We start from the raw sequence: 15,107 nt of genomic DNA on the forward strand, positions 1-15,107 counted from the left end.
ATCAGTCAGTCAGGGTAAAAGCATCCGCATCTCGATAAGCCGGGAAACGCTCACGGTAGGCGGCCAACTCCGAGGCCTTGAGAGTTATCCGAAATACGCCGCCCGCCGCCCCAGGCTCTAGCAGCGGCTCACCCTGAAAGTCAAGCACCTGACTGTCGCCACTGTAGGCGTGGCCCTTACCGTCCTCACCGACACGGTTCACCGCCGCGACATAGCAGAGATTCTCAATCGCCCGCGCCGGCAACAGGCGGTTCCAGTGATTGCGCCGCGCGGCTGGCCAGTTAGCGGTGTAAAGCAACAGGTCGGTACTCCGCGGGTCACGGCTCCACACCGGGAAGCGCAGGTCATAGCAGATCAGCGGCCGCACCTGCCAGCCGTTGAGTTCAAACACAACCTGCTCGGAGCCAGCCGCGTAATGCTTATGCTCGCCGGCCATGCGAAACAGATGGCGCTTGTCGTAGTGCGCTACAGAGCCATCCGGCCGCGCCCAGAGCAGGCGGTTGCGGTAGCTGCCATCGGCGGCCTGGATAATCAGACTGCCGGTGATGACAGCTTGCAGTGTTTGGGCTTGCACACGTAGCCACTGACTGGTCGGACCATCCTCGGGCTCGGCCAGGGCGGCGGAGTCCATGGAAAAGCCGGTGCTGAACATCTCCGGCAGCACGAGCAGATCCGCACCATGCGCCTGCGCCAGTAACGACTCAAAGTGCGCGCGATTGGCAGCAGGATCCTGCCAGACCAGGGTGGTCTGAATCAGCGCCAGCTCAAGATTGGGCAACAGGCTTAGATCGCGCATAGTTTCTCCGCCGCCTGGCGCAAGGTTTCTTCACGCTTGGCAAAACAGAAGCGCACCAGACGTAAATCCTCCGGTGGCTTTTGATAGAACACCGATACCGGAATCGCCGCAACGCCATGTTCGCGAGTCAGCCATTCGGCCATGGCCACATCATCCAGATCATTGCGAATGGTCGAGTAATCGACCAGCTGGAAATAGGTGCCAGCAGCGCGGGTGAAGGTAAAGCGCGAGCCAGCCAGCAAGTCGCAGAACAGATCACGTTTGGCCTGGTAAAACGCCGGCAGCTCTTCGACGTGCCCGGGGTGCTCGGCCATATAGTCGGCCAACGCCCACTGCAGCGGCGTCACGCCGCAGAAGCTGACGTACTGATGCACCTTGCGCAGCTCAGCTGAGAGCGCCGGCGGTGCCACTACATAGCCGGTTTTCCAGCCGGTGACGTGGTAGGTCTTGCCGAACGAGCTGACCACAAAGGCGCGCTGATACAACTCCTCATGGGCCAGCACGCTGGCGTGCTGGATGCCATCGAACACCAGATGCTCGTAGACCTCGTCGCTGATCAGGTAGATATCGCGCTCGCGGATCAATGCAGCCAGTTGGTCCAGCTCCGCGCGGGAAATCAGCGCGCCGCTGGGATTGTGTGGGCTGTTGAGGATAATCAGCCGAGTCTTGTCACTCAGTGCATCTTGCAGGCGCTGCCAATCGATAACGAAGTCCGGCAAGGCCAGCGGTACATGCACGCAGCGCCCGCCGGCCAGCTCTACCGAGGGCTCATAGCTGTCGTAGCTGGGATCGAAGACGATGACTTCGTCGCCCGGCTGAATCAAGGCATGGATAGCGCAGAAGATGCCTTGGGTAGCACCGGGAACGATGGTGACCTCGGCATCAGCGCTGACCACACGACCATAACTGCGGGCGATCTTCGCCGCGACCTGCTCACGCAGGGCTGGCAAGCCGGTCATCGGCGCGTACTGATTATGTCCGGCGGCGATATGCCGGCCGACCGCATCGCGCAATGCCTGCGGGCCATCGAAGTCGGGAAAGCCCTGGGACAGATTTAAAGCACCTGCTTCCATAGCCAGTTGCGACATGCGAGTAAAGATGGTGGTGCCGACGTTCGGCAGCTTGCTGATAATCATCGAGGCAATATCCCTGGGCCAGCGCCGGGTGAACGCTATTGATGCGGCAGAATAGCCGATACCCCAGATGCGCAAAAGGCACCCGAAGGTGCCTTTATAGAGCGTTTGAATCCAAGCTTAGCGCTTGTCTTTGCGCTTCTTCTCGGCCTTCTTGTGGTGGCTCATCAGACGACGCTTCTTGTTCACCTGACGATCAGTAAGGGTGTTCTTGTTGCCCTCATACGGGTTTTCGCCACCCTTGAACTCGATACGGATCGGCGTACCGACCAGCTTGAGTACACGGCGATAGGTGTTTTCCAGATAGCGCACATAGGACTTGGGCACCGCCTCGACCTGGTTACCGTGGATCACGATCAACGGCGGGTTGGCACCACCCAAGTGAGCGTAACGCAGTTTGATCCGGCGACCGCTGACCATGGGCGGCGCATGGTCGCTCACCGCGTCTTCGAGAATCTGGGTCAGGCGGTTGGTCGGCCAGCGAGTGATCGCCGACTTAAACGAGGCCTGCACCGACTTGTACAGGTTGCCCACACCGGTGCCGTGCAGCGCCGAGATAAAGTGGATATCGGCAAAGTCGACGAAGAACAGTCGGCGTTGCAGCTCGACCTTCACGTAATCGCGCTCGCTCGGCTCCATGCCGTCCCATTTGTTCAGGGCGATTACCAGCGCGCGGCCACTTTCCAGGACGAAGCCAAGCAGATTGAGGTCGTGGTCGACCACCCCTTCGCGAGCATCCATGACGAATACCACGACGTTGGAGTCCTGGATCGCCTGCAGGGTTTTCACCACCGAGAACTTTTCCACCGCCTCGAAGATCTTGCCGCGGCGACGCACGCCAGCGGTATCGATCAAGGTGTATTTCTCGTCATCCCGTTCGAACGGAATGTAGATGCTGTCGCGCGTGGTGCCGGCTTGGTCATAGACGATAACCCGCTCTTCACCGAGCATGCGGTTGACCAGAGTCGACTTGCCGACGTTGGGCCGGCCGATGATCGCCAGCTTGATACCGTCCTTTTCGCTCGGGCCGGGAATGCGCTTGGCTTCCTGGCCTTCGAGAACGACTTCCTCTTCCTCGCCCTCTTCCGGCTCGCTGGCATCCTTGGGGAAGGAGCCCAGCACGGCTTCGAGCATCTGGGTAATGCCACGACCGTGAGCACCGGCAATCGGCAGAGACTCGCCCATGCCCATGCTGGAAAACTCGGCTCTCGCCAGGTCGGCGTCGATGTTGTCGACCTTGTTGATGATCAGAAAGCTGCGCTTGTTACGGCGACGCAGGTGCTCACCGATCATCTGATCGGAAGCAGACAGGCCGGCGCGTGCATCCACCAGAAACAGCACGGCATCGGCTTCTTCGATGGCTTGCAGCGACTGCTCGGCCATCTTCGCGTCGATACCTTCCTCGTCACCGGAAATACCACCGGTGTCGATGACAATATAGGTTCGCCCCTGCCACTTGGCCTCGCCGTACTGGCGATCACGGGTCAGACCAGACAGGTCGCCGACAATCGCGTCACGGGACTTGGTCAAGCGGTTAAACAGGGTGGACTTGCCGACGTTCGGGCGGCCCACCAGGGCAATTACGGGAACCATTAGGCTCTCCACTTCGTTAATTCAGAAAATACAAAAGCCGCTGCAGAGGCAGCGGCCAGAATTCATAGCGCTGGCCAGTGCTACACAGCCCTAGGTGCTGTGCAGCATAGCCAAAGCGTCAGCGAGCGATCACTTGATGGTCAGAGCCACCAGATTGCCACCGTTGCCGTAGGCATACAGCCAATCACCCACCACCAGCGGGCGAGCACGCAGACCGTCGCTGTCGATACGTGTGCGGCCAACAAAACGTCCGTCCACCTGGCTGACCAGGTGCAGGTAACCTTCCAAGTCACCAAACGCGATATAGCTGGAGAACACTTCCGGCGCCGACAACTGGCGACGAGCCAGGGCATCGTTGCTCCACAAGGCCGATGCCGAACGCTCGTCGATACCCTCAACGGTACCGCTGGCCAGGCTTACGTAAACACTGCCGTAACCCTGGGCAACACCGACCGAACTGGACGCTTCACGCTGCCAGAGGATACGACCGCTTTCCAGATCCAAGGCAGCAACGCGACCTTGATAGCTGACGGCGTAGAGAGTGCCAGCCGAGAGCAGAAGACCGCCATCGATGTCGACCACACGGTCCAGCTCGGAACGACCCTGTGGAATAGCCACGCGCTGTTCCCAGACTGGAATACCGCGCTGTGCATCCAGCGCAATCACCTTACCGGTAGACAGGCCAGCAATTGCCAGACGGTTGGTCAATACCGGGCTGCCAGTGCCGCGCAGAGTCAGTACTGCCGGGGTGTTTTCAAAGATCCAGCGCTGCTCACCCGTATCCATATCAAAGGCAATCAAGCGATCATCTTGAGTCTGTACCAGTACCACATCGCCATTCAGCGCAGGTGGAGCCAGCACTTCACTGGTCACGCGGGCGCGCCACTTCTCTTCACCGTTTGCGGTATCGAGGGCGATGATCTCGCCTTTCAGCGTGCCAACCACCACCAGGCCATAGCCTGCGCCGACTGCGCCGGAGACCGGCAGCTCCAGATCAGCTTTCCAGATGACCTTGCCGGTCATGCGGTCCATGGCTACGACCAGACCTTCGACGTCGGCGGCATAAATCTGCTCGCCATCAATCGCCGGCACCAGCATATTGAAGGACTCGCCCTGGCCATCGCCAATCGAACGACTCCATTCCTTCTGCAGGCGCACTTCTTCCTCGAACTTGGGCAGATCGGCCGGTGGCAGTTCCTTCTTGCTATTGCTGCTGCAACCTACGGCCAGAACGGCCAGGGCCAGCAGTGCGGCATTCTTCCAGCGCATCACGTCACGCATCCCCTTTTGCCAGATCATCCAGCTTCATTTGCAGACCACCGACAGCAGCATCTTCAGACAGCGCTGCCTTGGCTTTTTCGTAGGCGGCGTGCGCATCGTCGGCACGGCCGAGTTGCACCAGCAGGTCACCTTTAAGTTCTTCACGGCTGGCGGCAAAGGCCGGCGCAACCTTGGCATCCAGCAGTTTCAAGGCATCTTCTGCTTTGTCCTGCGCAGCCAGCACGCGCGCCAGGCGCTGGCGGGCCAGCTCAGCCAGGCTGTCATCAGCCGGCTTGTCGACAATCGCCTGCAGCTCGCTGGCAGCGTCATCCAGCTTGCCCGCTTCGACCGCAACCTTGGCCACAAACAGACCGCCATACTGGGCGTAATGGGTGCCAGCAAAATCACTTTTCAGCGTGTTGGCCAGTTCGGCGACCTTGCCTGCGTCAGGCTTGCCACTCGGGTCCAGTGCAGCTTCAAGCAATTGCTGATACACCAGCGAAGCACCTTGGGACTGATTGGCCTGATATTTCTGCCAGCCCTGCCAGCCGAAAACCACCACCAACGCCAGTGCAACGCCGGTCAGTAATGGCATGCCATTGCGCTGCCACCAGTCCTTGATTACCGCCAGCTCTTCATCATCAGTACGCGAAACCACCCCAACACTCCTATTCGCTAAATCACTCAACAGGCGCTCAGGCCTGATCGGCGCAGGTCGCCAGATGATCGGCCAAAGCCGACCACGCAATACTTTGTTGTTCGCCCTGTCCGCGCAGCGGCTTGCAACCTACCACTTGCTGGGCCAACTCGTCTTCACCCAAGATCAAGGCGAACAGCGCCCCACTCTTGTCGGCCTTCTTGAACTGACTCTTGAAGCTACCCGCCCCGGCATTCACCTGCAGACGCAGGTTTGGCAGCTGGTCACGTAGGCGCTCGCTCAAAGCCAGCGCCGCCAGTTCGGCAGGCTCGCCGAAGGCACACAGGTAAATGTCGACCGTGTGGGCGATTTCAGCCGGTACTTTACCTAGAGTTTCGAGCAACAGCACCAAACGTTCGATGCCCATAGCAAAACCTACGCCTGGCGTCGGTTTACCACCCATCTGCTCGACCAGACCGTCGTAACGACCACCGGCGCAGACAGTGCCCTGGGAGCCGAGTTGGTCGGTTACCCACTCGAACACCGTCTTGCTGTAGTAATCCAGGCCACGTACCAGTTTGGGATTGATTACGTAAGGCACACCAGCCGCATCCAGACGGGCCTTGAGCCCTTCGAAATGTAAGCGTGATTCTTCATCCAGGTAATCCGCCAGTTTCGGCGCATTGACCAGCAGGGCCTGAGTTTCCGGCACTTTGCTGTCAAGAACGCGCAGCGGGTTGCTGCTCATGCGGCGACGGCTGTCTTCGTCCAGCTGATCGGCGTGCGCAGTCAAAAACTCAACCAACGCATCGCGATACACCGCACGTGCGGCACTGGTGCCCAGGCTGTTGAGCTCAAGCTTGACAGCATCGCGGATGCCCAGCAGGCCCCACAGGCGCCAGGTCAGCACGATCAACTCGGCATCAATATCCGGACCGTCGATATTGAATGCTTCCACGCCGATCTGGTGGAACTGACGATAGCGGCCTTTCTGTGGACGCTCGTGACGGAACATCGGGCCGATGTACCAGAGCTTCTGCGGCTGCCCACCACCCACCAGGCCATGCTCAAGCACAGCACGCACGCAGGCGGCAGTACCTTCCGGACGCAGGGTCAGCGAGTCGCCATTGCGGTCCTCGAAGGTGTACATCTCTTTTTCAACGATATCGGTGACTTCGCCAATCGAGCGCTTGAACAGCTCGGTAAACTCGACGATCGGCATACGAATCTGCCGATAGCCGTAACCGTCCAACAGACTGGCGACGGTAGTTTCAAAATAACGCCAAAGCGGAGTCTGCTCGGGCAGGATGTCGTTCATGCCACGAATGGCTTGCAGGGACTTGCTCAATTCAATTCCTTAACGGTGTTAGCTGCGCACAATCAGAGCGGCGTCAGCTGCGACCTTGTCGGCCGCTTTCTGGCGGATCAGCTTTTCCAGCTCATCGACCAGGTTGTCATTGCCCAGCTTCAGCGCCGGCTTGCCATCGATATAGATCAGATTGGGCGAACCACCGGTCAGCCCGATATGGGCCTCCTTGGCTTCGCCAGGGCCGTTGACCACGCAGCCGATCACTGCGACATCCAGCGGCACCAGCAGGTCTTCGACGCGCTGTTCCAGCTCGTTCATGGTTTTCACCACATCGAAGTTCTGCCGCGAGCAGCTCGGACAGGCGATGAAGTTGATACCGCGCGAACGCAGGCGCAGCGATTTGAGAATGTCGTAGCCGACCTTGATCTCTTCCACCGGATCGGCGGCCAGGGAAATGCGGATGGTGTCGCCAATGCCCTCGGCCAGCAACATGCCCAGGCCCACCGCCGACTTGACCGTACCGGAGCGCAAACCGCCAGCTTCGGTAATACCCAGGTGCAACGGCTGTTCGATCTGCTTGGCCAGCAGACGATAGGCTTCGACGGCCATAAACACGTCGGAAGCCTTTACGCTGACCTTGAAGTCCGGGAAATTCAGGCGATCCAGGTGCTCAACATGACGTAGCGCGGATTCAACTAGCGCCGCCGGGGTCGGCTCGCCATATTTCTTTTGCAAATCCTTTTCCAGCGAACCGGCATTCACCCCGATGCGGATGGGAATGCCCTTATCGCGCGCCGCTTCAACCACTGCGCGCACACGGTCTTCACGGCCGATATTGCCGGGGTTGATGCGCAGGCAATCGACACCTAGCTCAGCCACACGCAGGGCAATCTGGTAGTCGAAATGGATATCGGCAACCAACGGCACTTTGACCTGCTGCTTGATCAGGCCGAAGGCTTCGGCAGCATCCATATCCGGCACAGAAACGCGCACGATGTCTGCGCCTGCGTCTTCGAGGCGACGAATCTGCGCTACGGTGGCTGCCACATCATTGGTGTCGCTATTAGTCATGCTCTGCACGGCGATGGGTGCATCCCCACCCACCGGCACGGAGCCAACCCAAATTTTGCGTGAAATACGGCGTTTGATCGGTGATTCGCAGTGCATATTACTGCCCACCCAACTTCAGACGTGCGGTCTCACCGGAGATAAAGGGGGCCACATCGACTGGATTGCCATTCAAGCTAACCTGCACCCCACGGGCATAACCCAGACGCAGCTCCAGCGGCGCCTTACCGGCCAACTGCAAGCTATCGCCTTTACGCTTGAGGGCGCTGAACAGCACCTTGCCATTGGCATCGGTCAGTTGCGTCCAGCAATCGGCAATAAAGGTCAGGCTGACAACCGCCTCGCCTGCGGCAGCTTGCAACGGAGCTGTTTCCGGCGGCTCTGCCGGTAAAGCCTCAGAAATAACCGGCGAGGTGTTTTCTGGGCTAGAAGAAGCAGCTGGCGCTACCGGCACACTTGTCGCATCAGTTGGCGCTTGCGGTTGCTCCGCTTGCGGGGCAGTGACTGCAGCGGCGTCTGGCGATGGCAATGCTGGGGCACCCTCTGGAAGTAGTGGCAAGGTGATTTCTGCATCCAGCTGGGCAGCTTCCACTGCCTGATCTTCCGGCTCATCCAACGGATGAATCTGCGTAGTGCCGTCAGCCCCGTCCACTTCGACGTGTTCAAGGCTGGTTGAAGCCAGGTCTTCGGCACGACGCTCGGCTTGTTCCTGCCACCAGAAGAAGCTCAAGCCGGCCAACGCCAACAACAGAACAAAACTGACCATGCGCAGAATACGCTGCGAGTAGCTCACTGGCTCCTCGATGCGCCCTAGGCTGTGCACGCTGCTGCCGGCGGCGTCGCTGCCAGTGAACTGATCGAACTCCAGCACCAAACGGTTCTGATCGACGTCCAACAGTTTGGCATAAGCACGCACATAACCACGGGCAAAGGTATGCCCAGGCAGCTTTTCGAAGGCACCTTGCTCAACCTGACTCAGACGCTGCGGGGTCAAATTCAACTGCGCGGCAACCTCGGCAATAGTCCAACCGCGACTCTCACGAGCCTTGCGCAAAGTTTCACCCGGATTGATGCGGGGAACTGCTAGCACTTCAGGATGCGCCGCTTTCATCATTGCTCCGACAGGTATTGCTGATATTCCGGCGTGGCCGGATAAAGTCGCTTCAACTGCAACCCGAGGCTTGCGGCATCATCGCGCTCCTCGAAAATCTTCGCCAGACGCACACCTAGCAGCAGGCTACGAGCGTCAGGCTGGGCAAGCGCCATATAGTTTTCGTAATAGCCACGTGCGGGAACGTACTGCTTATCCTCATAGGATAGCTGTGCCATTTCCATCAAGGCGCGGGGGCGGCGGCTATTCAACCGCAACGAACGCTCAAAATAGGCCTTAGCCTGCTCACGTTGCTTGAGCTGCAACGAGGTCAAGCCGAGGTTTTCAAAAACCCGCGAACGTTCTGGGTAAAGAGTGTCCTGAGCCGCCTGGGTATAGCGTTCCAGCGCTTCCTGATAACGCTGCTGTTCAAACAGAAAGCTGCCGTAGTTATTCAACAAGCGAGCATCGCCGCTGCGTTGCGACAGCGCTTTACGGTAATGATCGTCAGCCAGTTTGGGCTCCATTTCAATCTGAAACACCAGAGCCAAGGCCGCGTGTGCATCAGCATTTGAGGAGTCGAGTTCCAGCGCTTTTTTCAGCGGTATCTTGGCGCGCTCGGTTTCGCCTTGCTGGAGATAGCCAATACCCAGCTGGACATAAGCATCGCGCGCTTCGTCGCGGCCCTTACCGGTTTTCATCGGATCAACATTACCGGTTGTAACGCAACCGACTAACAGACTGGCGGCCAACAGCAATAACGCGGGACGCAAGGTCATGGGTATCCTCCCCTCAGGTTCGATTGGCGGCGGAACTCGGCGTTTCGGCCTCGCTACTCAATTCACGCACAGCAATATAGCGCTCACTACGGCGGGTACGGTCCATAACCTGGCCGACCAACTGGCCACAAGCTGCGTCAATATCCTCGCCCCGCGTGGTGCGCACGGTGACATTGTGCCCGGCTTTGTGCAGCAGGTCCTGGAAACGGCGAATGGCATTGTTGCTTGGCCGCTCGTACCCGGAGTGGGGGAAGGGATTAAACGGAATCAGGTTGATCTTGCAAGGCACTTCCTTGAGAAGTGCGATCATTTCCTCAGCGTGCTCGGTCTTATCGTTTACATCCTTGAGCAGGGTGTACTCGATTGTAAGCACGCGTTTCTCGCCGAGACGCGAGACATAACGCTTACATGCCGCCAGCAGCATTTCCAACGGGTACTTCTTGTTGATCGGCACCAGCTGATTGCGCAGCGCGTCATTCGGCGCGTGCAGCGACAACGCTAGCGACACGTCGATAACCTCACCCAGTTTGTCGATCATCGGCACCACGCCTGAGGTAGACAACGTCACCTTGCGTTTGGAGATGCCATAACCGAGGTCGTCCATCATGATTTTCATGGCGGCGACAACATTGTCGAAATTCAGCAGCGGCTCACCCATGCCCATCATCACCACGTTGGTGACGGCACGATCAATTTTCGCTGGCTGAGTGCCAAACGACTTATTGGCAATCCAGACCTGGCCGATGATCTCAGCCGCGCTGAGGTCGCTGTTAAAGCCTTGCTTACCGGTCGAGCAGAAACTGCAATCCAGCGCACAGCCGGCCTGCGACGACACACACAAGGTGCCGCGCGTGCCCTGGGGGATATACACAGTTTCTACGCAACTGCCTGACGCCACTCGCACGACCCACTTACGCGTGCCATCAGTAGAAATATCTTCGCTGACCACTTCCGGGCCGCGGATTTCAGCACAGGCCTTGAGCTTTTCGCGCAAGACCTTGCTGACGTTACTCATGGCATCGAAATCATCAATGCCAAAGTGGTGAATCCACTTCATCATCTGACCGGCACGGAAACGCTTTTCCCCGATGCTTTCGAAGAATTGTTCCATTTCTGCCTGGGTCAGACCCAGCAGATTGATTTTACCGGTAGCTTCAGTCATGGCTTCACCCTCACCCGATTCGCTTAGCGAATACGTGCGCAAACTTCGGTGGCGGCGAAGAAGTAAGCGATTTCGCGGGCAGCGGAGGCTTCCGAGTCGGAGCCGTGAACAGCGTTTTCGTCGATGGAAACGGCGAAATCAGCACGGATGGTGCCGGCAGCTGCTTCTTTAGGGTTGGTTGCACCCATCAGATCACGGTTAGCCAGAACAGCGTTTTCGCCTTCCAGAACCTGAACGATAACTGGACCGGAGGTCATGAAAGCAACCAGGTCCTTGAAGAAGCCGCGCTCGCTGTGCTCAGCGTAGAAGCCAGCAGCTTCGCGCTCGGACAGTTGAACCATTTTCGAAGCAACGACGCGCAGGCCGGCTTTTTCGAAACGAGTGGTGATCTCGCCAACAACGTTTTTAGCAACGGCATCAGGCTTGATGATGGAGAAAGTGCGTTGAACAGCCATGTGAAACTCCAGAAACAATGATTAAAGCGAAAAATTAAACCCGCGAATTATACGCGGGTTCCGGTTAAATGCGTAGGCCAGGCCAAAAGGCCGGCTAATCCGCCTCGTCAATCCAGGCTGCCTGAATGGCTTCAAGTACCTTCTCGCCGCCGCGCTGTGGATCGTCACTGAACTCCGGCAGCGCCAGAATCCATTTATGCAGATCGACAAAGTTCACATAGCGAGGGTCTACCTCAGGCTTGGACTCCGCCAACTGAATGGCGATTTCCAGAACATCAACCCACTTCAGACTCATAACAACTCCTGAACTCAATGCGGCGCTTCGGCGGCGTGGTTGAGCGAGTACTTGGGAATTTCCACTGTCAGGTCTTCATCACCCACAATAGCCTGACAGGACAGACGCGATTGCGCTTCCAGCCCCCAGGCTTTGTCGAGCATGTCCTCTTCCAGCTCATCGGCCTCAGCCAGCGAGTCAAAACCTTCACGAATGATGCAGTGACAAGTAGTACAGGCGCAGACACCGCCGCAGGCACTTTCGATCTCGATATGGTGCTCGTGAGCCACCTCAAGCACCGAAGTACCCGGCGCGACCTCGACCACGAGGCCTTCCGGACACAGCACAGCGTGGGGCAGAAAAATGATCTGCGGCATGCTTATTCCTCAATCTCATCAAGACTACGACCGGCCAGCGCGGCCTTGACCGTGGCATCCAAACGACGCGCGGCAAAAGCGTCAGTCACCTGGGTCAAACGTTTGGTTTGCTGCTCAATCGCCAGGCCATCACTGCCAGCCATCAATTCGCGCAACAGCTCTATCTGCGCATCGATTGCCAGACGCTCATCAGCATCCAGCAAGCGCTCGCCATCGGCCAGTAACGCGGCTTCGACCGCTTCCAGCAGGCGCCGAGCATCGACCTGCTGCTCGCGCAACACACGGGCAACCTTGTCGTCGCCGGCGTTCTTGAAGGAATCTTGCAGCATGCGGGCGATTTCGCCATCGGTCAGCCCATAGGACGGCTTGACCTGGATACTCGCCTCGACACCCGAGGCCAGCTCACGCGCAGCAACACTGAGCAGGCCGTCAGCATCGACCTGAAAGGTCACGCGAATCTTCGCCGCACCGGCAACCATCGGTGGAATACCGCGCAATTCGAAGCGCGCCAGGGAGCGGCAATCACTGATCAACTCACGCTCACCTTGCAGCACATGCACCATTATGGCTGTCTGACCATCTTTATAAGTAGTGAAGTCCTGGGCGCGGGCCACGGGGATGGTGGTGTTACGCGGAATCACCTTCTCCATCAGCCCACCCATGGTTTCCAGGCCAAGCGACAGGGGAATCACATCCAACAACAGCAATTCTTCGCCATCACCGCGCTTATTGCCCGCCAGGGCATCGGCCTGAATCGCCGCACCAATGGCGACCACCTGATCGGGGTCGATATCGGTCAATGGCTCACGGGCGAACAACTCGGCGACGGAATGACGCACACGCGGCACGCGAGTGGAACCACCGACCATGACCACGGCTTCAATCTCTTCAAGCTCAATACCGGCGTCACGCACGGCCCGGCGGCAGGCCTTGAGACTGCGCGCCAGCATGGGCTCAATCAAGGTGTCGAACTGCTCACGACTCAGTTGCCCTTCCCAGCCGGCATAGCTGAGGTTCGCCGTTGCGCTGTCGGTCAAGGCTTCTTTGGCGGCGCAGGCGGCCTCCAGCAACAGGCGTTGCTGTGCCGGATCAAGATCAGAGGAAATCCCGGCCTGCTGCACAATCCAGCCCGCAATCGCATGATCGAAGTCATCACCACCCAGCGCGCTGTCACCACCGGTAGCCAGCACTTCAAACACGCCACCGGTCAGGCGCAGCACGGAAATATCGAAGGTGCCGCCGCCCAGGTCATAAATGGCGACCACGCCCTCGGCGTGCTGATCCAGGCCGTAGGCCACGGCAGCAGCAGTCGGCTCATTAAGCAGACGCAGCACATTCAAGCCAGCCAGACGTGCGGCGTCTTTAGTGGCCTGACGCTGCGAGTCGTCGAAATAAGCCGGCACGGTGATTACAGCACCGACCAGCTCACCACCAAGGGCTTCCTCGGCGCGCTGACGCAGCACTTTGAGGATATCGGCAGAGACCTCGACCGGGCTTTTCGGCCCCTGCACGGTCTCAATAAACGGCATATGCGATTCGCCACCGACAAAGCGGTACGGCAGCTGCTCGCCGAGCTGTTTGACGTCAGCCAGCCCGCGCCCCATCAAGCGCTTGACCGAGAGCACGGTATTCAACGGGTCTCCCGACGCGGCCGCCTTGGCGACGTCGCCCACCTCTACACGATCAGCGTGATAGCGCACGGCGGACGGCAGAATAACCTGCCCCGCCGCATCGGCCAGCGGCTCGGAAAGGCCGCTACGCACAGCGGCGACCAGCGAATTGGTGGTGCCCAGATCAATCCCCACGGCCAGTCGACGCTGGTGTGGCTGGGGGCTTTGTCCGGGCTCAGCGATCTGCAGTAAGGCCATGATTAATCAGTGCTTAGGTATCAGGTACGCGGCAAGGGCATACCAGCGTTAATCGTCGAGGCGCTCTTCCAGCTGGCGCACCTCGTGAGAAAGCTTGTCGAGAAACTGCATGCGTCGCATCAGGCGCTCGGCCTCTTCGCGCCGCGAGGCATCATCCCAACAAACGGCAAAACTTTCGTTCAGCTCATCCTGAGCCACTTTCAGCCGCCGCTTGAACTGCGCAACACCCGCCAGGTCTGCACTGTCGTGCAGGTCTTCCAGCTCTTCGCGCAATTGCATCTGCTGCAGCAGGAAATCTGGGTCCTGCACCGTCACCTCAAGTGGCAGCTCAGGGCCGCGCAACGCCAGCAAATAGCGGGCACGCTGCGGCGCACTCTTAAGCGTACTGTAAGCCTCGTTGAGACTGGCGGACTGCTCGAGGGCCAGGCGCTGATCACGCTCCGACGCATCGGCGAAGCGGTCAGGATGGACATTGCGCGCCAGCTCGCGATAACGCGCGGCTAGCTGGTCAAGATCCAGGCGAAAGCTCGGCTGCAGGTCAAATAAAGCAAAGTGACAAGGACTGCCCACACGCGCCTCAGATATTGAAGCTTTCGCCGCAGCCACATTCGCCGCGTACGTTCGGGTTGTTGAACTTGAAGCCTTCGTTCAACCCTTCTTTGACGAAGTCGAGTTCGGTGCCATCGAGATAGACCAGACTTTTAGGATCAATGATCACCTTGACGCCATGGTTCTCGAACACCTGATCTTCGCTGGCGGCCTCATCGACAAACTCCAGCACATAGGCCAAGCCGGAACAGCCCGTGGTGCGCACCCCCAGGCGAATACCTTCGCCCTTTCCGCGCCCTTCAAGCGAGCGGCGCACGTGCTGAGCGGCAGCTTCGGTCATGCTGATAGCCATCGACGCCTCCTTAGAGCAAGCCTTTCTTCTGCTTGTAATCGCGCACAGCTGCCTTGATGGCATCTTCGGCGAGTACCGAGCAGTGAATTTTCACCGGAGGCAGAGCCAATTCCTCGGCCAGCTGGGTGTTCTTGATGGTTTCGGCTTCGTCCAGGGTCTTACCCTTCATCCACTCAGTGGCAAGGGAGCTGGAGGCAATCGCCGAACCGCAGCCATAGGTCTTGAACTTGGCGTCTTCAATCACGCCCGCCTCGTTGACCTTGATCTGCAAGCGCATCACGTCACCACAAGCCGGCGCACCGACCATGCCGGTGCCTACGCTTGGGTCTTCCGCGTCCATCTTGCCGACGTTGCGCGGGTTCTCGTAGTGGTCAATGACCTTTTCACTGTAAGCCATGCTGGTAT

17 protein-coding genes are annotated in these 15,107 nt (G+C 58.7%); all 17 read right to left on the reverse strand.

The genetic code is table 11. From position 1 onward, the window contains the following. Position 1: 1 nt before the first annotated feature. Positions 2–796, reverse strand: coding sequence for an amidohydrolase (locus tag AACX99_RS06570; RefSeq protein ID WP_339410395.1), 795 nt, complete (start codon positions 794–796; stop codon positions 2–4). Beyond that, on the reverse strand, positions 784–1,932 hold the full coding sequence (locus tag AACX99_RS06575; protein WP_339410397.1) for a pyridoxal phosphate-dependent aminotransferase: 1,149 nt from the start codon (positions 1,930–1,932) through the stop codon (positions 784–786). Before AACX99_RS06575 ends, AACX99_RS06570 begins: the two co-directional genes overlap by 13 nt. A gap of 117 nt (positions 1,933–2,049) precedes the next feature. After that, positions 2,050–3,522: a ribosome biogenesis GTPase Der gene (der, locus tag AACX99_RS06580; RefSeq protein WP_339410398.1), complete on the reverse strand. Its 1,473-nt coding sequence runs from the start codon at positions 3,520–3,522 to the stop codon at positions 2,050–2,052. Positions 3,523–3,651: 129 nt separating this feature from the next. Further along, positions 3,652–4,803 carry an outer membrane protein assembly factor BamB gene (gene bamB / locus AACX99_RS06585; RefSeq protein WP_339410585.1) on the reverse strand — a complete coding sequence of 384 codons (1,152 nt, stop codon included), beginning with the start codon at positions 4,801–4,803 and terminating at the stop codon, positions 3,652–3,654. Continuing rightward, entirely contained in the window at positions 4,796–5,377 is a 582-nt protein-coding gene (locus tag AACX99_RS06590; RefSeq protein WP_339410586.1) for a tetratricopeptide repeat protein, read from the reverse strand. Before AACX99_RS06590 ends, bamB begins: the two co-directional genes overlap by 8 nt. Before the next feature lie 100 nt (positions 5,378–5,477). Continuing rightward, positions 5,478–6,767: a histidine--tRNA ligase gene (gene hisS / locus AACX99_RS06595; RefSeq protein ID WP_339410400.1), complete on the reverse strand. Its 1,290-nt coding sequence runs from the start codon at positions 6,765–6,767 to the stop codon at positions 5,478–5,480. 18 nt (positions 6,768–6,785) lie between these two features. Beyond that, positions 6,786–7,895: a flavodoxin-dependent (E)-4-hydroxy-3-methylbut-2-enyl-diphosphate synthase gene (gene ispG, locus AACX99_RS06600; protein ID WP_339410402.1), complete on the reverse strand. Its 1,110-nt coding sequence runs from the start codon at positions 7,893–7,895 to the stop codon at positions 6,786–6,788. Between the two features lies 1 nt (position 7,896). After that, positions 7,897–8,907 carry a RodZ family helix-turn-helix domain-containing protein gene (locus AACX99_RS06605; RefSeq protein WP_339410404.1) on the reverse strand — a complete coding sequence of 337 codons (1,011 nt, stop codon included), beginning with the start codon at positions 8,905–8,907 and terminating at the stop codon, positions 7,897–7,899. Further along, positions 8,907–9,665: a type IV pilus biogenesis/stability protein PilW gene (pilW, locus tag AACX99_RS06610; protein WP_339410406.1), complete on the reverse strand. Its 759-nt coding sequence runs from the start codon at positions 9,663–9,665 to the stop codon at positions 8,907–8,909. Before pilW ends, AACX99_RS06605 begins: the two co-directional genes overlap by 1 nt. 13 nt (positions 9,666–9,678) lie before the next feature. Beyond that, positions 9,679–10,827 carry a 23S rRNA (adenine(2503)-C(2))-methyltransferase RlmN gene (gene rlmN / locus AACX99_RS06615; protein WP_339410407.1) on the reverse strand — a complete coding sequence of 383 codons (1,149 nt, stop codon included), beginning with the start codon at positions 10,825–10,827 and terminating at the stop codon, positions 9,679–9,681. A 23-nt stretch (positions 10,828–10,850) separates the two neighbouring features. Continuing rightward, positions 10,851–11,282, reverse strand: coding sequence for a nucleoside-diphosphate kinase (gene ndk, locus AACX99_RS06620; RefSeq protein ID WP_296130150.1), 432 nt, complete (start codon positions 11,280–11,282; stop codon positions 10,851–10,853). 94 nt (positions 11,283–11,376) lie between these two features. Continuing rightward, on the reverse strand, positions 11,377–11,577 hold the full coding sequence (iscX, locus tag AACX99_RS06625) for a Fe-S cluster assembly protein IscX (protein WP_160015854.1): 201 nt from the start codon (positions 11,575–11,577) through the stop codon (positions 11,377–11,379). 14 nt (positions 11,578–11,591) lie between these two features. Next, positions 11,592–11,933, reverse strand: coding sequence for an ISC system 2Fe-2S type ferredoxin (gene fdx, locus AACX99_RS06630; RefSeq protein WP_160085290.1), 342 nt, complete (start codon positions 11,931–11,933; stop codon positions 11,592–11,594). 2 nt (positions 11,934–11,935) lie between these two features. Continuing rightward, a complete protein-coding gene (hscA, locus tag AACX99_RS06635) occupies positions 11,936–13,801 on the reverse strand; it encodes a Fe-S protein assembly chaperone HscA (RefSeq protein WP_339410416.1) in 1,866 nt (621 codons plus the stop codon). Positions 13,802–13,849: 48 nt separating this feature from the next. Then, the gene (gene hscB, locus AACX99_RS06640; RefSeq protein WP_339410417.1) at positions 13,850–14,371 is read right to left on the reverse strand and encodes a co-chaperone HscB; all 522 of its coding nucleotides are present in this window, start codon (positions 14,369–14,371) and stop codon (positions 13,850–13,852) included. 7 nt (positions 14,372–14,378) lie between these two features. Beyond that, the gene (iscA, locus tag AACX99_RS06645) at positions 14,379–14,702 is read right to left on the reverse strand and encodes an iron-sulfur cluster assembly protein IscA (RefSeq protein WP_090248639.1); all 324 of its coding nucleotides are present in this window, start codon (positions 14,700–14,702) and stop codon (positions 14,379–14,381) included. A 10-nt stretch (positions 14,703–14,712) separates the two neighbouring features. Next, positions 14,713–15,099, reverse strand: a complete 387-nt coding sequence (iscU, locus tag AACX99_RS06650; protein WP_339410421.1) for a Fe-S cluster assembly scaffold IscU — start codon at positions 15,097–15,099, stop codon at positions 14,713–14,715. Positions 15,100–15,107: the final 8 nt, after the last annotated feature.

Source organism: Pseudomonas sp. EA_35y_Pfl2_R5 (genome assembly GCF_963970805.1).
Taxonomy (GTDB): Bacteria; Pseudomonadota; Gammaproteobacteria; order Pseudomonadales; family Pseudomonadaceae; genus Aquipseudomonas.